The sequence below is a fragment of the Staphylococcus caprae genome, from assembly GCF_002902725.1.
GTDB lineage: Bacteria > Bacillota > Bacilli > Staphylococcales > Staphylococcaceae > Staphylococcus > Staphylococcus caprae.
Window position 1 is genome coordinate 106,496 of the sequence record NZ_PPRT01000017.1, and the last position, 20,998, is coordinate 127,493.

Genomic DNA, 20,998 nt, shown 5'->3' on the forward strand with positions numbered 1-20,998 from the left:
TCATATTTTTAATATTATGCCTAAAATTACACATAAATTCAAATTTTTGCTTTAAAATATTTTGTTTAAAAGATTTTTGAAATGTTAGAGAATTTGAAATTAAGAGATTAACAATAAAGAAAACTAATCATTCGTTTATTGTGCAGTTAAGTTTTAATTACAGTCCCTATAGACGCTCAAACGTAGAAGCTAACGCACTTTAATTCCTTGAAAAATTTCAATATATTAACTCATAAAAAAGACACAAACGCCTATATCACAGCGTTTGTGCCCTTATTTTTGAACAATAACCTATCAAATTAGTAATATTAAACTAAAGTTTTAACCACTTCTTGGCAACGTGGGCAAAGATGATCAAGTTCGCCTACGGAACCTAATTCTTCGCTATAGTTCCAACATCTTTCACATTTTTCACCATCAGCATGTTCAATACGGATGTCACCATATTTGTATGAAGTACCATTTTCAACTGTATCAACAACTTCTACTTGAGAGACAATGAATAATTGTTGAAGATCATTAAATTCTTGTAAGAATTCTGTAGCTTTAAAGGATTCGTTGTTACCGATAATAACTTTAGCTTCTAGTGATTTACCAATCACTTTCTCATTACGCGCTTGTTCTAGCGCACGGTTTACATCGTCACGTAAATCCATCAAAGTATTCCATTTATCAAGTAACGTTTTATCCACGTCAACCACTTCTGGCATATCAGCTAAATGAACACTTTCTTCTTTAACATGAGGCGTATGTGACCATACTTCCTCAGCAGTGTGTACTAAGATTGGAGCAAGTAATTTAGTCATATCAACTAAAATTTGATATAACACTGTTTGCATGCTACGACGTTTGTGAGAATCTTTTTTCTCAATATAAAGGATGTCTTTACCATAATCTAAGTAGAAATTACTTAATTCAACGTTAATGAAGTTTTGAACTTCTTGATAGATATTTAAGTAATCGAAATTCTCATAATTATTGATTGTACTTGCAGTAAATTCACGTAAACGATTAAGTAAATAACGGTCTACGTCTAATAAATCATTTTCAGGAATACGATCAGTTTCAGGGTTATAGTCATTAATATTACCTAGCATAAATCTTAATGTATTTCTGATTTTACGATATACGTCAGATGTTTGTTTTAAAATCTCATCAGAGATACGTACGTCAGCTAAATAATCTGTACTACTTACCCATAATCGCGCAATATCTGCACCTTTTTGTTTTACTACTTGGTCTGGAACGATAACGTTACCAAGTGATTTACTCATTTTCTTACCTTCTCCGTCCATAACGAAACCGTGAGATAATAAGAATTTATATGGTGCTTGGCCTCTTGTTGCAACTGCAGTAGTGATTGAAGAGTTAAACCAACCACGATATTGGTCACTACCTTCAAAGTATAAGTCAGCTGGGAAGCTTAATTCAGGACGATTTTCTAGCACGCCACGGTGAGATGAACCAGAGTCAAACCATACGTCCATGATATCTGTTTCTTTAGTAAATTCACCATTTGGACTACCTGGATGCGTAAATCCTTCAGGTAATAAATCTTTTGCTTCTCTTTCAAACCAGATGTTTGAACCATGTTCTGCGAATAAATCAGCAATATGATTGACTGTTTCTTTCGTCATGATGATGTCTCCATTTTCAGCATAGAATACTGGTAATGGAACACCCCATACACGTTGACGAGAAATTACCCATTCACCACGGTCACGAATCATATTATAGATACGTGTTTTACCCCAGTCGACTTTGAAATCAGTATCTTCAATCGCATCAAGAATATCTTGTCTTACTTTACTAATTGAAGCAAACCATTGTGGTGTTGCTCTAAAGATGACAGGTTTTTTAGTACGCCAATCATGTGGGTAACTATGGGTAATAAAGTTCAATTTAAGCAGTGCGCCCTTTTCAGTTAAAAGGTCAGTAACAGCTTTATTGGCTTTATCATAGAACATACCTTCAAATTGTCCGCCTTCTTCAGTAAATACACCTTTGTCGTCTAATGGACTAATCACTGGCAATTCATATTTTTGGCCAACAATGTAGTCATCTTCCCCGTGTCCAGGTGCAGTATGAACACAACCTGTACCTGCATCAGTTGTGACATGATCACCATTGATAACAAGTGACACACGATCTAAGAATGGATGTTGTGCTTCTACATATTCTAATTCTTTACCTGTAAATTCCTTTTCAAGTTGAATAGATTCTTTATCCCATTCTAAAGCTTCTGCTACTGTTTCAGATAATGCTTGCGCAATAATGTATTTTTGTCCATTAACATTGTATTGACCGTATTTAAGTTCTGGATGAACTGTAATGGCAACATTTGATGGAATTGTCCATGGCGTAGTTGTCCAAATAATGAACTTAGCATCTGGATCTACGACACCTTTATCATCTTTAACGTCAAACGCTACATAAATTGATGCAGAACGTTTATCATGATATTCAATCTCCGCTTCTGCTAATGAAGATTCACTTGAAGGTGACCAATATACAGGCTTTTTACCTTTATAAATTAAACCTTTATCTGCCATTTCACCGAATAATCTAATTTGTGCCGCTTCATATTCAGGAGTGAGTGTAATATAAGGATTATTAAAATCTCCACGCACACCTAAGCGTTTAAAATCTTTCTTTTGAATATCAACTTGTTTAAGTGCGAATTCTTTACATTTTTCTCTGAATTCAGCAATAGACATTTTTTTACGGTCTACACCCTTTTTAGTTAAGGCTTGTTCAATAGGTAAACCGTGTGTATCCCATCCTGGAACATATGGTGCATAAAAACCTTGCATCGTTTTATAACGCACGATAAAATCTTTAATAATTTTATTAAGTGCATGTCCCATATGTAAACTACCATTAGCGTATGGTGGCCCATCATGTAGAATATAAGATTGATTTCCTTTGTTCTTTTCTAATGCTTTTTGATATTGATCTTCAGCATCCCATTTTTCCTGAATTTGAGGTTCTTTATTAGGCAAACCACCTCTCATTGGAAAGTCAGTTTTGGGCATTAATAAAGTATCTTTGTAATTCATTCTGTTCACTCCTTCTTATGATAAAAAAAGAACTCTAAGTTCAATCAACAGGGACGGCTTAACCGCGGTACCACCCTGTTTAACTCAACTTAGAGTTCTCTCTTAAAGCATATTAAAAATAAAAGCCAGTGATATAAGAAACAAACATGATGTTAGGCTCTCACCATTTCCTAACTCGCTGGAATATGTTAACTGCTTCTTACGCGTCTGTCTTTCTATATCATATCAATAAATTGTTATTTAGAAAATGCATTTTTATAACAAATAAGTTAACAAGGCAACTGAACATGCATCTTTTTTATAAAAACTATCCTGTTACCTATCAACCTTGCCTCAAATCCATTATTGGTTGTTTGAAGTTGAATTTGATGATGTTGATTGAGAATCTGAAGCATTCGCTGATTCAGATGTTGATTCATTATGATTAACTTGCGCATCTGATTGACTATTTTTCATTGCACGTTCTTCAGGTGTTAAATCATTATCATTTAAATGATGAATATCTTCTAAAGTCACTTGTTCAGCATCTAAATCATAATTTAATAAATAATCCCAATCTTCACTCTTAAGTAAATCAAGTTGTGCTTCCACTAACATGCGGAAACGAGATCTAAACACTTTAGATTGACGTTTCATGTCTTCCGTTTGGAATGAAAGACGACGTGCTTTTTCAATAGCTTCATTCACAATTTTATCAGCTTGAACTTGTGCTTTAGCTAGTGTTGCTTCAGCATCTTTAGTCGCTGCAAGTTTAGTTTCTTCTCCTACTTTTTGTGCTTGAATTAAAGCATCACTTACAGATTGGTGAACATCTTGATAAGATTTAATATTTGTATCTCTATCTTCAACTACTTTTTCAAGTTGCTTTTTATCTTCTTTAAGGCGTTCAATTTCATTGCTTAATTGATCTAAGTAATTTGCCACTTCAGTAGGTTCTAAACCGTTCTTCACTCGTGTAAACTCTTTATTCTTAATCTCACTTGGTGTGAAAGGCATGTGATATCCTCCTTGTTTCATCACTATACTATTTAAATAATGTTTGATAGGTAATGTGTAATTTATCTTTTTTAGTTCTTCCACCAATTTCTGTGATTTGGGCTCTACCAAATCCTTGGATAGAAAGTAAATCATTCTTCTCTAATTGAAAGTCAGGTGTATCTACAATCGTGTGATTCACTTTGACTCTTTTCTTTTCGATTAATTGTTTCGCTATATTTCGAGATTTACGTATCATGTCTTTTAATACAACATCTAATCTCAACGCACTCACAGTAGCGCTTTGAATTTTCCAATTCTCTTCTGATTGTATCATATCTTTTATAGGAATAGAATTAAGTTTAACTGTGGCGCCTTTGATACGCGTTAGTTCAAACATGATATAAGATTCTAAACGCTTTGTCAAAATAAATTGTATCTCATCACCTATCATAATATCACCAAGTTGATCTCTTTCAATCCCCAATGACATTAATGTTCCAAGTACGTGTTGATGTTGTATATTCACAAACTTCTCTGGATAATCTATTTGAAGGAGCGAAATTTCATAATCTTCTTCTTGTGGTTCATAATAGGAAGGTGCAATGATAGCACGTTTTCTTTCAGCATGTGGTCCCCCGTTATAAGTCACATTTAAATCTTCATAACTTCCTACAATTACTTCTAATATATATTGCCCTCTCGGATCTAAAAATGCTGTAAGCACCGGTGCATAATGACTATCCGCTTGTTCGCATTTATCCATCAATTGATCAATTAATTCTTGCTCTTCATTTCTAAAGTGTTGATATATATCGATGACAAACACCTCCTACCGTTCTATTATTTTTCTGAAACGGATTGATTACATATATAATTTGAAATGTTCAAACATGTACATGATAAAAACGAGGTCAAAGTTGTTGTATACTTTGCCTCGTTTACTACATGTATATTATATTAGAAGACGCTTCAAGTTAAGCCATATGTGTAAGAATGATATTAAAGATCATTAATAATCCACGTTGGAATAAAACTAATACAATGATTGCCGCAATTGAAGAAATATCTATAAATCCAATGGGTGGAATAACTTTTCTGAAAGGTTCTAGGAAGGGTTCATAAATCTTCCCTAAAAATTCTCCAACTTTAGATTCTCTGATACTAGGAACCCAAGAAGTGAAGAAATAAACAATCATTCCTATATAATAAACTTGTACTAAGAATAAAATAAATCGGAATATTGTACTAAGCAAACCGATATCCATAATTTAACTCCTTATTCGTAATGTTGCTCCATGCTTTCGATATGATCAGTTATGCTTCCAGCAACTTCCACGTTATCAGGTGTACATAAGAAAATATCAGTACCTACGCGTTGGATATCTCCACCAATGGCATAGACTGTACCACTTAAGAAGTCAATAATACGTTTTGCAGATACTTTATCAATACGTTGTAAATTAACTAATGTAGCACGTCTATTTTTCAACTCATCAGCGATATCTTGAGTATCTGAAAAAACGCGTGGTTCAAATAAGCACATTTTTGAACTTTCCTGCGTTGAATAACTTTGAGACGATTGGTTCATAGTGACAACGTTACGAGAATTACTCTTTGAATTATTATTCATACGATAATTCCTTTCCTCAGATGTAGCATTTTGTCTGTTTGTACTCTTTTGTGGTACAGATTTAATCGCATTTTGTCTACTTATATTATTTTGTGTTTGTGCTGGTGTCGTATTTTCATTGCGCGACTCCACATCACGATCTTGAGCACGCTCGCGTGATCTAGCAGATTCACGTTCTTCTGGCGCTTCTACTTCTTCTTCATCTTCTACTACAAAAAATCCATTAAATAAATCCTTCAAAGCCAAGGGGCTCACTCCTCTTCTCCTACAAGTTTAGTCCCAATTCTGACAAAGGTTGCACCTTCTTCAACTGCGATTTGATAGTCATTACTCATTCCCATCGATAATTCAGTACATGGTGCATGTTCTAAATTGAATTGTTGAATTTCTTCTTTTTTATGTCTTAAATCGTGAAATATTGATTTAATGTACGAAGCATCATCAGTTAGTGGTGCCATAGTCATTAAACCAACAATTTTGATGTTCTCATAATCTTTTAATTCATTTAAAAATTCATTAACTTCGTCTAAAGCGATACCATGTTTTGATTCTTCCCCAGAAACATTCACTTGCACAAAGCAAGATATGACATGATTTGCTCTTTTATTAATCTCCTTAGCTAAACTTAGACGATCCAATGCATGAAAATAATCAACTTCATTGATGACGTCTTTGACTTTCCTAGATTGTAAAGAGCCAATAAAGTGAAAAATAGCGTCATCAGGTAATGCTGCTTTCTTCACTTTGAAGCCTTCTAATCTATTTTCACCAAAGTGTCTAATGCCTGCTTGATAAGCTTCTTTAGCTCGCTCTATTGTAACATACTTTGTCACAGCAATCACGTGAGGTTGTGCTGAAATGGAATTTTTTTCAATATGATTGCTAATTTCTTCTTCAATTTTGTTTAAATTCTGTTTGACACTCATTTGAGTTCCACCTCACTTTACTTTCGTCCTATAAATGCTAACATACGCCCAGTGTTTCCCTTTTCAACTCTATAAGAGAAAAATAATTCTAAGTTCTCCGAAGTAGCATAATTGGTAATATAAATATTCTCAGAAGGCACACCAGCTTCTTCGAGTAACAATGCATTCGCTTTTTTCAAATCAATTCCATGTCTATTTTTATCACGAGTATCAATATATTTTGAGGTATCAATCGTTAGCGTTTCAAATTTACTTTTAATGTCATCATTAATTTCGTATGTATTAGACGTTGATGGTCCGATGACAACCTGTAAATCTTTAAGGTCAAAGTCGATTCTTTTTACCATCTCTTTGACAATTTCACCATACGTACCTCGCCATCCTGCATGAGCTAAACCCACATATCCATGACTTTCACTATAGAAATATACTGGCACACAATCTGCATAACACATCGTTAATAATATATTCGGTTCATAGGTATATATACCGTCTATACCATATAAGTTATCAGTTAACGCTTTAATATTTACCCCTTTATGTTCTTGTGTAATTTTAGCGACTTTATTTTCATGAGTTTGTATAGGAAATACCCAGTTTTCTCTATCGAAACCAATGTCACTAGCTAGCATCTTTTGATGCTCGGTAATATTATCTTGATTGTCATCAACATATCTTGCCATATTAAACGCATATTCAGGATAAAGACTTAAACCATTCTCTCTTGTTGTGAAACCTAACTTAATATTTTGTGAATGTTTTACGTCATAATCTAAATAATGTTCTTTCTTTATAAATCTTTCCGCCATCATGTTTCACCACCATACGAGAATGTAATTTAAAAGATTGCTAGTCATCATCACAATAAAGTATATTATAAAACTATTATATATCATCTATTCTTACATTTAAACTGCAAGTATATGTATGAGTTTACTTATTTTTAAAGGATGACATCTTACTCACTATTTAAACAAATATTATTTGCTAACCTTCTTCAAATTTGTAAAAAGTAAAAAGCACAAACTAAAAAGCCATCAGACATTTAACTGATGGCTTTTTAAGTGAGTTGTTAAGTTTATATTAACGTCTAGTTCTTCTAGAACGTCTTTCTTCTCTATTTCTAATAAAGCTAGGAATATCGTCATCTTTAGTAGTATGACTTCTTTCGCTTACACCTTCTGAAGCTTGTGAGCTAGAAGAATTTGTAGCAAATGAATCCTCTTTCGGTGTAGAGTGACTTTGGCTTGTAGAACCACTGTTCACGCTTGAACCGAAACCAGTGCTTGTAGACTTACGACCTTGAGAAGAAGGTTTATCTTCAAAGCCTGTTGCAATCACTGTAACAACAATTTCATCTTGTAGTTCAGGATTAATAACTGTACCAAAAATCATGTTTACATCTTCATCAGCTGCATCTTGAACAATATCCGCTGCTTCTTGAGCTTCGAATAATGAAAGTGATTCTCCACCTGTAATATTCATTAGCACACCTTGTGCACCAACAATTGAAGTTTCTAATAATGGAGAAGAGATTGCTTTTTTAGCTGCTTCTACTGCTCTATTTTCACCAGAAGATACACCGATACCCATTAATGCAGAACCTTGATTTGACATAATTGTCTTAACGTCAGCAAAGTCTAAGTTCACTTCACCAGATACTGCGATTAAATCTGAGATACCTTGTACACCTTGACGTAATACGTTATCTGCTTCTTTGAATGCTTCCATCATAGGTGTTGATTTATCAACGATATCTAATAAACGATCATTAGGGATAACGATTAATGTATCTACTGCTGCTTTCATAGCTTCAACACCAGCTGCTGCTTGTGTTTGACGCTTACGACCTTCGAAGCCGAATGGACGAGTAACAACACCTACAGTTAAAGCACCCATCTCTTTAGCAATTTTAGCAACAACAGGAGCTGCACCAGTACCAGTACCGCCACCCATACCAGCAGTTACGAATACCATATCTGCACCTTGGATAGCATCTTCAATTTGTTCACGAGATTCTTCAGCTGCTTTTTTACCAATTTCAGGGTTAGCACCTGCACCAAGACCACGTGTCAATTTTTCACCGATTTGGATTTTTGATTCTGCTTTAGACAAGTTTAAAGCTTGTCCGTCTGTATTGATTGCGATAAACTCAACGTTATTCATACCATGGTCAATCATACGATTAACAGCGTTGTTACCGCCGCCACCTACACCGATGACTTTCAATGTAGCTAAATGATTAAATCCTTGTTCAAATTCTAACATTTAAATTTCCTCCTAGTCTTAATGGCCAATAATCATTCAAATAGAGATTTCATTAATTTTTTAAATTTACCTTCTTCTTTTTCTTTACCTTCTGATTGATGATGTTCATCTTCGTGTTGATTTACGCGGTCTTCGTATGTTTCTTCATGAGGTGCTTCAGGCTCTTCCTCATAAGTATCTTTCTTATTTGATTTACGTTTAAACCAATCAAAACCGCTTGATTTAGATTCGTTATCTTTATCATTAGACTCGATAACTTCCTCTTCAAATTCTTCATTATCATGATAACTAATTGTAACATAATCTAATAACTCGTCAAAAGCGATACTACTAGAAATTGTTGAAATTGCAGAAGAGAATTCAGGTTTTCTAATTCCCATTTGTGAAGGTGTATGAATTCTAACTTTTTCACTTACCATATCTTGTAATAATTCTTTTACTCCAAGTAGGTTAGCAGAGCCACCTGTCACAATAAATCCGCCATTTACTTTTGTTAAACCAAGTTCTTGAAGAACATCGAATACTTCAAAGAATATGTCTTCAACGCGTTGCTCAATAAAATCGCTTAAGTCCTTTTGAGTATATTGAACATGTTCTTCACTATCAATTTGGTCTACTGAAAATACATCCTGCTCTGAAGCTGAGTCATAGAAAGCATGACCATATTGATGTTTAATCTTCTCGGCAGTATCATATGTAGTATTTAAGCCTTGAGCAATATCATCTGTAATATCACGTCCAGCCATTTCAATAGAATCTGCATCTACTAATTCGCCACGTTCATAAAATGCGATTTGAGTTAAATCTTCACCAATATCGATGACACATGCGCCTAACTCTTTTTCAGTAGCTGTCAAAATAGATCCATAGTTATAAGCATCAGAGTAAACATCTAATACGTCAACACCACATGCTTCAACACATTTAATCATATTGATTAAAATAGATTTTTGAATGGCTATCACGCCTGCATCTACTTTTAAAGAGTGTCTTGCAATTAATTCTTTAGGGTCTGAAACTTCATTATCTTTATCTACCACGAATCGGATAGGAAAGACATTGATAACTTCTGTCTCAGCTACATCATTTTTATCACGGATACCATCTAACACCGTTTCGATGTGTGTCCCATTAATTTCAGTATCTTCATAAAATTCAATTTCATTTGATTCATCGTATACTTCGGTACCAATGATAGGTAACTTCAAGAATACTTCTTTTATATCTACACCTGAGGCAATTGAAGCCTTCTTAATCGTATCTTTAATTGCTTGTCTCGCAATATCGAAATCGTCAATCAGACCATTTTTGATACCACTAGTGTAGGTTTGTCCTGTACCTATCACATTTATTCCATTGTGAAATTTTTCGCCTACTATTGTTTTTACACTTGATGAACCTATATCTATACTTACATAGTAATGTTCCTCCATAGATAGGCACCTCCTGACAAATTACTATTAAAATACACTATGTTTAGTTTACAATACGTTGAATAGCTTGTGAACTATAAACACATACTATTACCGAATTTTTTTAATTATTATCTTTTGATTGTTTATTAATTTTATTCAATACACTTTGTAACTCTTCTTTTGCTTCACTTTCTTGTTGTGTCGATTTTGTTACATTCTGATCAGTTTCTGATTCAGCTCCTGATGAACCTCCATAAGGAATAAATGATGCACCTACTGATAAATCAATGTATCCATCCGTTTTAAGGTTACCAGAATCGTCTCTACTTAGCGATTGAGACATCTGCGGATAATATTTCATTTTATTAGCAATTGTTGTAATATCTCCTACAACTTGAATATCATCCTTTGTAAAAATCTTTATTCTATTTTGCTTATTCTTTGCTGGGGCATAGCTTACTTCAGCAATCATGCTCCTAACTTCTGGAGACATTTCAGATAAAGCTTTAATCATATTTGTTTTTTTGTTGCCTTTGAAACCGTCAATGATTGGACCATCGTGTGAAACATCATTACTATAGTCTTTTAATTCTTTACCGTCTTCGATGATTGGCACATAATTATCTTTGTTTTTTTCTAAACCGACTACCTGATACTCTGTCACTTTAACATTTAAAGTATTAGGTAATTGTTTATGAATTTCTACGTCTTTGATTAAAGGGTTTTTCTTTAAATTATTAATTGCTTTACGTTTACTAAACGTATACATTCTAGAATGAGAAGTAACATGAAGTTCTTTATTAATTTTACTAGTACTCACGTTATTATTACCCTTTACATTCACATTTGAAATCTTGCTCAGTGGTGTGAACATATATAGTAAGAAAATAACAATCAATAGTACTAATAGCGTAATAATTGTATATTGAATCCTCTTTTGTCGTTGTCGACGTAACGCTCTTTTTTCTTCAAGCGTCATAGGTCTATTAGGCTCGACCTGTTGATCTTTATTACCTGACGAACGCTTATTTTTATTTATAAACGGTAATGAGCCAAGCAAACCTTTCTTTTTATCCTCTTTTTTATCTTGCGCATTGTCCTCAGTTGATTTGAGTTCATTATCGCTATCAGAAGAAGCCTCTTTATCTTCTTGTTGATCAGTCTCGTTCTTCTCTTCAAGATTGTCGTTATGTGCTTGTGATTCATTGAGATTGTCATCACTATCCACATCGATTGTCTCATCTTGTTTAGTATCATTACTTTTATCTAAGGCATCATGAGGTGAATCTTGATTTGAACTATTCTCAACATTTTGTTCTAAATGCTTATCTAGAGTATCGTCCTCTCTTTGATGTTCATGATTTGCCAATTCCTCTTCGTTCACTTTATCGCCGAAACGTTTTCTTTTACGATTTCGAAAGTCTTTATTTCTTCTGAAAAGCCCTAAATCATCGTTATCGTTTTCTTCTCTTTGATGTGAAGTGAAATCTTCTATACGCGACACTTTATCATTACTATGTTTATTTTTTTCATCCATGAGCATTCACACTCCTTAATAAGATGGCAAGTGTGCTCGGAATCTTTCGATAAATTTCTCACCACGTTCTTCAAATGTATTATATTGATCCCAACTTGCACAAGCTGGTGATAGTAACACCACATCATTTGGTTCAATTACTTCTTGAATCTTATCAACAGCATCTTCAACGTCCGTAGCTTTGATTACGTATTTACCTTGGCTATTACCTAGTTTAGCAAACTTTTCCTGAGTTTCGCCAAAAACAACCATAATACGAACATTATTCATATATGGAATTAACTCATCAAAGTCATTGCCTCTATCTAATCCACCACATAACCATATAATAGGTTGTTTAAATGAATTTAAAGCAAATTGTGTAGCTAAAGTATTAGTTGCTTTGGAATCATTGTAGTATTTATTCGTACGATTTGTACCAATGTATTGAAGTCTATGATCAATTCCTGAGAAAGTTGTCAGACTATCTACGATGGCTTTAACTGGTACGCCTGCCAAAATGGCAGCTAATACTGCAGCCAAAATATTTTCTAAGTTGTGCTCGCCTGGTAAAACTAAATCTTTAACATTTATGATACGAATGCCATTATATACAATGAATCCGTCTTTAATATAAATACCATCCACTTCTTGCTGAGTAGAAAAATACATGGTTTTCGCCTTAAGATTTTCTGACTCAATTAAATGTCTTTGATGATAATTGCAAATTAAGTAATCATCTTTAGTTTGGTTTTTATAAATTTGTTTCTTCGCGTTTTGATAGTTCTCTAATGTTTCATGATAATCGAGATGTGCTGAGTAAATATTAGTAATAATTGCAATGTGAGGTCTATACTTTTCAATACCTAATAATTGGAAAGAAGAAAGTTCTGTAATTAAATATTCATCAGGACGAGCCTCTTGAGCGACTTTAGAAGCAACATATCCAATATTTCCAGATAGACGACCTGTTAATACACTTTTTTTAAACATATCACCGATAAGTGACGTTACAGTTGTCTTACCATTTGTACCAGTTACTGCAATAATTGGCGCTTCTGATATAAGATAACTTAATTCTACTTCAGTTAATATTTTTAATCCTCTACGTACAGCTTCGTCGATAATTGAAACAGTGTAAGGTATACCAGGATTCTTAACAATAATTGGATTATTATCTAGCAAAGATAAAGGATGTCCGCCACTTACGACTTCGATGCCCATTGATTCGAGATCTTTAGCGTGTGCATCCTGTGAAAGATCCTTGCCATCATTCACGATGACATTCGCACCTAATTTAGCTAATATTTTTGCTGCTTCATATCCACTTTTAGCTAATCCTACTACTAGAATATTTTTATTTTCTAACTCTGTGTAATTTAGCATTCTAATGCACTCCAATCCATAGTCCGATTAATCCTGAAATTAAACCTACCGTCCAAAATACAGTTACAACTTTCCATTCTCCCCAACCACTTAATTCGAAATGATGGTGAATTGGACTCATTTTGAAAATGCGCTTTTTAGTTAATTTATAAGAAGCAACTTGTAACATCACTGATAAGGTTTCAATAACGAAAACTAAACCGATAAATATAAGTGACAGCTCTTGATTAAGCATGATTGAAATGGTAGCAAAGATACCACCTAAAGCTAAACTACCTGTATCACCCATAAATACCTTTGCAGGATTTAAGTTATAAGGAAGGAATCCTAATAAAGCAAACACCATGATAATACAGAATATACCAATAGCTGGTGAATCAAGAATAAAACTCATAATCGCATACATTGCAAATCCTATAATAGATAATCCTGTAGCTAATCCGTCTAATCCATCAGTTAAATTCACCGCATTTGAAAATCCAACTTGCCAGAAGACAATGAATAAGACATAGGCAAATGATAATGGGATATCGAAGTTAGAAAATGGAATATGTAAATTTGTAGTAAAATTGATTAAATGAAATACGTCACTTAATACAAAGAAAATAACTGCAATTAATATTTGAGCTAAGAATTTTTGTTTACTTGTTAAACCTTGGTTGTTCTTTTTAACTACAATAATGTAATCATCAATGAATCCGATTAATCCAAAGCCTATAGTAACAAATAATAACAAGATGATTGGATTTGATTTATCAACAAAAATAATCGCAATCACAGAAGTAATAATGATACTAATTAAAAATGTAAGCCCACCCATCGTAGGTGTTCCTGTTTTTTTCATGTGGCTTTGTGGACCTTCTTCTCTAATGCTTTGTCCAAACTTCATTCTTTTTAAAGTTGGAATAAGCACTGGAACTAATATAAATGTTATGAGTAGTGCGATGATCGCATATATAAAGAACATATGAATCTCCTTTTCTTCACTTTCTAATTTTTACTCGTTTGATTGTAAATAACCTTTAATAGTTTATCAGTTTTCTCTTTGTTTTCATATAAAACTTAAAATATTAATAAATAAGGTTGGGACCATTTCTAAGTTAATCCCTAAAATGATAATCCCAACCTCATTTGTATACTCAGTTCCATTAACTATCGTCATTGGAACTTGATTTATTATTTGAATTGCTATTGGAGTCTTTTTTAGAGTCAGAACTTGAACTATTCTTTGAATCTGATTTTGAAGATGAGTCTGATTTATGCTTATCTGATGATTTATCGTCAGATTTTGATTGTTTATCAGAACCCGTATCGTCAGACTCGTCATCGTTTTCATCTGTCTTGTCTGCTGATAAAGTTACTTCAATTTTGTCTTTACTTTTCAATGTTTGACCTTTAGTTACATTTTGATTTGTAACGAAACCATTACCTTTAGTTGAAACTTTGATGTGGGTCAGGTCTTCGAATGCTAACACATCTTCCTTAGTCCAACCTGTCATATCAGGCATTGTTACATCACCATCAGTGAGTAATAATACTTTACTGTGTGGCAATATTTTAGTGCCTGCTTTTACAGATTGCGCTTTAATTTGTTTGCCACTACCGATTGTAACTGGTTTAAGCGATTGAGCATTCAAGCTATCCTCTGCTTTTTGCATTTCTTGACCTTCAACATTCGGTACCTTGCTGTAATCTGCTTTTGATGTAGAGTCGCTTGATTTACCAACATTTAGATACTTAAGTGTATTCTCCATGATTGGTTTAAATGCTTTACTTACACCCATTTCATAAGCTTCTTCATCATTTTTCTGAGCTAAACTCATACCAGCATAAACAATGACTTTCGGGTTCTTCTTAGGTGCATCACCGATAATGCTTACAAAGTATGGATTTTCACCTTTAACGTAACCTCCACCATTTGAATCGGCCACTTGTGCTGTACCTGTTTTACCCTCAATATCATAGCCTTTAACACGATAATTCATTGCATGACTTTGTTTACTGTTAACAACTTTATCAAGTTCGTTTTCTACTTTTTTGGCTGTATCTGCAGTCACTGGTTTACCTGCATATTGTTTTTCCCCACTATAGTAATTTTTCTTAGTGACAGGGTTGTCAATACTACTAACAAACCAAGGTTTTAGCATATTTCCTTTATTAAAGAAAGCTGATTGCGCTTGAATCATTTGTACCGGCGTTACTGTCGTAGATTGTCCAAATGCAGTTGTTTTTTGTTGCAATTCATTAGACCAACCAATATGCCCAGCTGCTTCGCCATCAAACATTCCACCTGTTTTTTTACCAAATCCAAAGCGTTCATACCAAGATTTCATTTTATCTGCGCCTACTAAGTCTTGTAAGTGCATCATCAATGTATTGGATGAATAAGTAAATCCTAGTGACATTGGGATTCTACCCCAACCTGTTTTATTCCAGTCTGAAATCTCTGAGCCCATGATGTCTCGATGTCCTGACTTATATTTTTCATCTGGTTTAAACTTACCTTCTTGAATTGCTGCAGCTAAACCGTATGTTTTAAATGTTGAACCAGGTTCATACGTGTTTTGATATAAGTCATTTGCCCACTTTTTACCAAAGTCTTTTCCTGTTTCTGGATTAAAAGTAGGACGCTGACTGTAAGCGAGAATTTCTCCTGTTTTTGCATCCATCACTACAGCGAATAAGTCTTTAGGAGCATATTTTTCTACCATACCATCGAGCGCTTCTTCGACGAAGACTTGAATATTAGAATCAAGTGTTAAATGAACGTCATCTCCACGCTTAGGTTGTTGTTCTTTTTTAGTATTAGGAGCAATATAACCCCAAATATCTTGAATATATTTAAGTGCGCCTTGTGTACCGTTTAAATAACTATTGAAAATCTTTTCAACACCTAATGCTCCGTTTAATTGGCCAGTGTCTGGATCTTTTTGTGCCATTCCAATTAAATGGGAAGCAAAATTGCCATTAGGATAGAAACGTTCTGTCTCTGGATATAGTGAAATACCAGGCATATCCATTTTTTCAATTTTTTCTTTATCTTGATAAGTCAGATTTGTACCTTTTTGACCGAATTCCACTTGGAAGGCTTTTTTCTGATTTAAACGTTTTTCAATTTCACTAGGTTTCATATCTATAACTTTAGATAATTGTTTTGCTGTTTTCTTTTTATCAACGACATGACGTGGTTTTTTACTATTTTGACTCGCCTTTTTATCCACGACTGCTACTACCTTGTATCTTTCGACATCTTCGGCTAGAACTTTACCATTTCGGTCATATATCTTTCCTCGTTCTGGTTGTTCCGAATTTTTTACTAAATACTTTTCATTTGCCTTCATCACTAAATCCTGACCATTAGAATGACCAGTAATCATAATGTATGAGAACCTTAAAACCAATATAAAAAAGAGCAGTCCGAATAAACCAACTAGTAGGACTGCCCCTATTTTATTTTTTTTAATTTTAATTTTTCGCTTCGCCATTATTACGCACTACCTTTACATTGTCGTTCTGTAGGCTCATACCTTGTTTTTTAGCCTTATCGTAAATGCGTTCATAAGAAGAGTTTTTCTTGATTTCAGATTTTAATGCGCTGTTTTCACTAGATTGTTTCTCTATTTTTTGATCTAAATCTGCAATTTTTCCTCGCGTGTCGTACGCATCCATTTTTAAAGATAGCATATATATACTAATCATGGCAATTACAGTAATAAGTGTTATGTATAAAACTTTTTCGAATCTAGTTAATTGTACAACCACTTTTCTTTTGACAGTTTGTTTCTCAGGACGAGATTGCGGTTGTCTTTGTGGGATACTGGTTTGTGTTGCTTCATCATAGGGTTGATAAATTTTTTCTACAGCCATTTCAATTACTCCTTATTTTAAAATTTCTGCAACACGTAGTTTTGCACTACGCGCACGATTGTTTTCGTCTAAATCTTCTTCAGTAGCGGTTATCGGTTTGCGATTTACACGTTTTAATTTCGGCGAGTATGCTTCAGGAATAATTGGTAATCCTCTCGGAACTTCCGGTCCTTTTTCGTACTCTTGAAAGATTTGCTTACATAAGCGATCTTCCAATGAATGGAACGTGATGACCGAAATTCTTCCGTTCACCTTTACATTTTCAATTGCTTGTTCAATTGAATCTTCAAACGCGGATAATTCATCGTTAACAGCTATTCGAATTGCTTGAAAAACTCTCTTAGCAGGATGACCGCCTTTACGTCTTGCTTTCGCGGGTATGCCTTCTTTGATGATATCGACAAGTTGTAAAGTCGTCTCAATCGGTTGTTGTTCACGATTCGCTTCAATTCTTCTAGCAATTTGCTTTGAGAACTTCTCTTCTCCATAACGATAAAAAATCTTAACTAATGCTTCGTAGGACCATTCATTCACTACTTCGTATGCAGATAATGATTGAGTTTGATCCATACGCATGTCTAATTTCGCATCATGATGATAACTAAATCCTCTTTCAGGGACATCTAATTGCGGACTCGAAACACCGAGGTCATAATAGATGCCATCTACCTTTTCAATGTTGAGTTCTTTTAAAATATTCGTTAGTTCTCGAAAGTTGTTATGAACAAAAGTGACTTTGTGCAAATGTTCTTTTAAAACTTCCTTTGCATTTTCTATGGCTGTTAAATCTTGATCAATCGCTATAAGTCTACCTTCATCATTTAATTGATTAAGTAAATAAAGGGCGTGCCCTGCACCACCAAGCGTACAATCAACATACACACCATCTTCTTTTATATTTAAATAATCAATGGTTTCGTTTAACATAACGCTGATGTGATGAAACACTTTAATTCCTCCATTTAAAAATCAAAATCTATTAAATCTTCAGCAATATCTTCGAAACTATCTTCAGATTCTTCATAGAAATCGTTCCAAGTTTCTCTGTCCCAAATCTCAATACGATTTGAAACCCCAATTACTGTACATTCTTTGGTTAAATTAGCGTATTTCCTTAAATTTTGAGGAATGTTAATACGCCCTTGCTTATCTAGTTCAACTTCAACAGCACCAGAGAAGAACATACGCATAAATTTACGTGCATCTTTTTTAGTCATAGGTAAGGTCTTCATCTTCTCTTCAATTTGTTGCCATTCTTCAAGCGTGTATCCAAACAAGCATTTATCAAGGCCTCTAGTGATAATAAAACGTTCATTTAAGTCATAACGAAACTTGGACGGTATAATCATACGTCCTTTTGTATCTAATTGATGATCGTATTCTCCCATGAACATTTTTTATCACCTCACCTTATTTATAATTTACCACATCTCCCCACTATCCTCCACTAATTATGCAAAAATAGTTCAAATTATTTGCTCAAACACAAAAAAGCCCATTTTATCAAAAAGATAAAATGGGCTTAAACGCCGTTATATCAAGGTTTTATAATAATATGATCAAAAGTGTAATGAAGTGGTGGATAGGTGGAGGGACTGAACACATTTTTCCCAAAATCATTCATAATTTGTAACGAATTCCAAATTCTTTCTTGTAATCCACCCATTGGATGGAGAACTTCATTAATTTCTCTAAATTGACGCATGCTAATATCATTTTCTCTTTCTACATTTAGCAAATACCGTTTTAATAAGTAATCGTATTGTTTTTGATGAATTTCATTATTCTTTTCAATTAGCATTTCATTATCATGGTTTCCTGCAACTTGTAATTTGAGTTTATCTGTAAGTTGCTGTTGTTGAACTTTCATTTCTTCCACTTGTGAAATAAGTTCATTAGAGGCTTGTTCACGTACAAATCGTTGTCTATCATTCTCCACACCGTTTGAAATAATTGTTTCGGTAGTTAAATCATATTGAGAGAGCAATTTCTCAGTTCTTTCATACATATAACTTATTCTTAATCTTGGTAATACTATTGGCATTTCGACTTTTAAAAGTTGAAAAACTTCTTTAAGTTCGGCCCAATACTTAATTTCACTTGGTCCACCAATAAATGCCACTGTATTAAACAACCATTCTTCCATTATAGGACGTGTTACTACATTATTAGATATTCTTTCAGGTTCATTATCAATGATTTCTAATATTTCTTCTTTTGAGTAACTATTTTCAGATTTACTTGTAATAAACTTCCCATTTTTATAAGTTAGCAACTGTCTCATGTTATCTTCGTGAATGAATAAATGAGTATTTGTCTCAGTTTGAATCATAGGAGTTAAACCTTGCGCTTCTGTGTTTTTTTGTGTCTCACGAAAAGCTTGATCTAACTCGTCTTGCTTTTCTAACATCTCTTTAAGAATTGGTCTTTCCATACGTCTTAAATCTGTATATTGTGCATCTATAAACAGAACGCCATATTCTTTAAACACCTCATGTAAAAGGCCTTTGAAAATATCGGTCCAGTTATTGTAGCGATGAATTATGTTCTTGCACATTTCATATACTTCTAAACTATGCGTCGTCTCCTTTAATTCTTTAAAAAAGCTATCTAACGCATCAATCAAAGCATCTTTATCAGGAGTAAAACGAGAGACATTACTTTCAGGTGGAGTCATAGTATGATATTTGATTTTATTAAGAGAGGCTTTTTTATCATTGAATACATAGGTATGATTCACTTCATCAAAATCATGATCCTCTCCAGCAATCCAAAAAACAGGAACAATTTGTTTATGATATTGTTCTGACAATTCATTACACAGCGTTACGATTGAAAATATTTTATGAAAAGTATACAAAGGACCACCAAACAATCCTGCTTGTTGTCCACCAATGACTACTTTCGCACCATTTGCCAAGGCATCTATGTTCTCAATTTGTTGTTTTGTTAAATCCAAATCATTCATATAAGATTCTATGACTTGGGCTAACTCTGCTTCTCTTCCATTATTTGGCGTCGCTAATCTTCTTGCAAAGCTATCTTTCTTACTTGCATCGTATTCGAAAAATCGTGTGATTTGAGAATCGCCGTTTTTTATTTTATTGATAAACTGATTATCTTCATTTAACTTTATTACATTGCAATTCATGTTTTTACTCCTTCAGTAGCACTATTACTCATATAGTATAAAGACTAAGCGCTTTGATGACAATTTAACGGCTTAAAAGAATTTATATAAACACTTATTAAAACTTAAAATTTCTATTATTTTAAATAAATGAAACTTACCTTTAAAATAGGGTATAATAAAGAAAAGAAACAAAGGGGGATTAAAATATGAGTGAGGTAAAACATTTAGAGATCAATTATAAAACAGACGAACTTTTCGAAGATTTTAGAGAGTTCGGAAATAAAGATCTTTATATGGTTGAAGAGTTAAAAGGACAAATGATTGACGCAAGTTCTGACTCACCTTTTTATGGTATCTTTGTCGGAGATAAATTAGCAGCAAGAATGGCATTGCTTGATAAAGGTGAAGTTGAAGAAACCTATTTCCCAGATTGTGAAGACTATATTTTATTATGGAAATTAGAAGTATTAGAGAAATACCAAGGTCGCGGTTATGCTAAAAAACTCATCGATTTCGCTAAGGAAAAAGACAAACCAATTAAAGCAATTGCGCGTAATAATTCAAAGGATTATTTCTTGAAACAAGGTTTTGAAGATGTAGAAGCTAAAAATCCAGAAGGTCATGATATTTTAATTTGGAAACCGTAATTATAACTATGCCTTTGATTAAAGTGAACATTGTAATTTAAATTCTTTGTTCAAATGTCATTAAAAAACTGAATAAAAATGTCTTATTATTAATTGATAAATAACGCATTATTACAAAAATAGCCCTTAAAATGAACTTTTAAATACACTCACTTTATGGGCTATTATTTATG

Annotated in this window: 18 protein-coding genes; 1 reads left to right on the forward strand and 17 read right to left on the reverse strand. The window is 33.5% G+C overall.

What is annotated here, in order from left to right; all coding sequences use genetic code 11:
* Positions 1-308 precede the first annotated feature (308 nt).
* The 17 genes from ileS to bshC form a co-directional block, all read right to left on the reverse strand.
* A complete protein-coding gene (ileS, locus tag CD155_RS03485; protein ID WP_103212520.1) occupies positions 309-3,059 on the reverse strand; it encodes an isoleucine--tRNA ligase in 2,751 nt (916 codons plus the stop codon).
* A 342-nt stretch (positions 3,060-3,401) separates the two neighbouring features.
* Positions 3,402-4,055, reverse strand: coding sequence for a DivIVA domain-containing protein (locus CD155_RS03490; protein WP_037541381.1), 654 nt, complete (start codon positions 4,053-4,055; stop codon positions 3,402-3,404).
* Between the two features lie 28 nt (positions 4,056-4,083).
* The gene (locus tag CD155_RS03495) at positions 4,084-4,863 is read right to left on the reverse strand and encodes a YlmH family RNA-binding protein (protein ID WP_002442434.1); all 780 of its coding nucleotides are present in this window, start codon (positions 4,861-4,863) and stop codon (positions 4,084-4,086) included.
* 148 nt (positions 4,864-5,011) lie between these two features.
* On the reverse strand, positions 5,012-5,302 hold the full coding sequence (locus CD155_RS03500) for a YggT family protein (protein WP_002442431.1): 291 nt from the start codon (positions 5,300-5,302) through the stop codon (positions 5,012-5,014).
* 11 nt (positions 5,303-5,313) lie between these two features.
* On the reverse strand, positions 5,314-5,922 hold the full coding sequence (locus CD155_RS03505) for a cell division protein SepF (RefSeq protein WP_002442429.1): 609 nt from the start codon (positions 5,920-5,922) through the stop codon (positions 5,314-5,316).
* Positions 5,919-6,593, reverse strand: a complete 675-nt coding sequence (locus tag CD155_RS03510; RefSeq protein ID WP_103212521.1) for a YggS family pyridoxal phosphate-dependent enzyme — start codon at positions 6,591-6,593, stop codon at positions 5,919-5,921. Before CD155_RS03510 ends, CD155_RS03505 begins: the two co-directional genes overlap by 4 nt.
* 17 nt (positions 6,594-6,610) lie before the next feature.
* On the reverse strand, positions 6,611-7,402 hold the full coding sequence (gene pgeF / locus CD155_RS03515; RefSeq protein WP_103212528.1) for a peptidoglycan editing factor PgeF: 792 nt from the start codon (positions 7,400-7,402) through the stop codon (positions 6,611-6,613).
* Positions 7,403-7,676: 274 nt separating this feature from the next.
* Positions 7,677-8,861: a cell division protein FtsZ gene (ftsZ, locus tag CD155_RS03520; protein ID WP_002442422.1), complete on the reverse strand. Its 1,185-nt coding sequence runs from the start codon at positions 8,859-8,861 to the stop codon at positions 7,677-7,679.
* A gap of 32 nt (positions 8,862-8,893) precedes the next feature.
* Positions 8,894-10,294 (reverse strand): cell division protein FtsA, encoded by a 1,401-nt coding sequence (gene ftsA, locus CD155_RS03525; protein WP_002442420.1) that lies wholly within the window; start codon positions 10,292-10,294, stop codon positions 8,894-8,896.
* Between the two features lie 103 nt (positions 10,295-10,397).
* The gene (locus CD155_RS03530; RefSeq protein WP_373364702.1) at positions 10,398-11,813 is read right to left on the reverse strand and encodes a cell division protein FtsQ/DivIB; all 1,416 of its coding nucleotides are present in this window, start codon (positions 11,811-11,813) and stop codon (positions 10,398-10,400) included.
* A 15-nt stretch (positions 11,814-11,828) separates the two neighbouring features.
* A complete protein-coding gene (gene murD / locus CD155_RS03535) occupies positions 11,829-13,178 on the reverse strand; it encodes a UDP-N-acetylmuramoyl-L-alanine--D-glutamate ligase (RefSeq protein WP_103212523.1) in 1,350 nt (449 codons plus the stop codon).
* A gap of 1 nt (position 13,179) precedes the next feature.
* Positions 13,180-14,145 (reverse strand): phospho-N-acetylmuramoyl-pentapeptide-transferase, encoded by a 966-nt coding sequence (mraY, locus tag CD155_RS03540; RefSeq protein WP_070872813.1) that lies wholly within the window; start codon positions 14,143-14,145, stop codon positions 13,180-13,182.
* A gap of 181 nt (positions 14,146-14,326) precedes the next feature.
* On the reverse strand, positions 14,327-16,663 hold the full coding sequence (locus CD155_RS03545; protein ID WP_103212524.1) for a penicillin-binding protein: 2,337 nt from the start codon (positions 16,661-16,663) through the stop codon (positions 14,327-14,329).
* On the reverse strand, positions 16,644-17,045 hold the full coding sequence (ftsL, locus tag CD155_RS03550) for a cell division protein FtsL (protein WP_002442411.1): 402 nt from the start codon (positions 17,043-17,045) through the stop codon (positions 16,644-16,646). Before ftsL ends, CD155_RS03545 begins: the two co-directional genes overlap by 20 nt.
* Before the next feature lie 12 nt (positions 17,046-17,057).
* Positions 17,058-17,993: a 16S rRNA (cytosine(1402)-N(4))-methyltransferase RsmH gene (rsmH, locus tag CD155_RS03555; RefSeq protein WP_070831735.1), complete on the reverse strand. Its 936-nt coding sequence runs from the start codon at positions 17,991-17,993 to the stop codon at positions 17,058-17,060.
* Between the two features lie 14 nt (positions 17,994-18,007).
* On the reverse strand, positions 18,008-18,439 hold the full coding sequence (gene mraZ, locus CD155_RS03560; protein WP_002442408.1) for a division/cell wall cluster transcriptional repressor MraZ: 432 nt from the start codon (positions 18,437-18,439) through the stop codon (positions 18,008-18,010).
* Positions 18,440-18,582: 143 nt separating this feature from the next.
* Positions 18,583-20,196: a bacillithiol biosynthesis cysteine-adding enzyme BshC gene (gene bshC / locus CD155_RS03565; protein ID WP_103212525.1), complete on the reverse strand. Its 1,614-nt coding sequence runs from the start codon at positions 20,194-20,196 to the stop codon at positions 18,583-18,585.
* A gap of 188 nt (positions 20,197-20,384) precedes the next feature.
* On the opposite strand from bshC, the gene CD155_RS03570 reads away from it, so the two are divergent.
* Positions 20,385-20,825, forward strand: a complete 441-nt coding sequence (locus tag CD155_RS03570) for an N-acetyltransferase (RefSeq protein ID WP_002442405.1) — start codon at positions 20,385-20,387, stop codon at positions 20,823-20,825.
* The last annotated feature ends 173 nt before the right edge of the window (positions 20,826-20,998 follow it).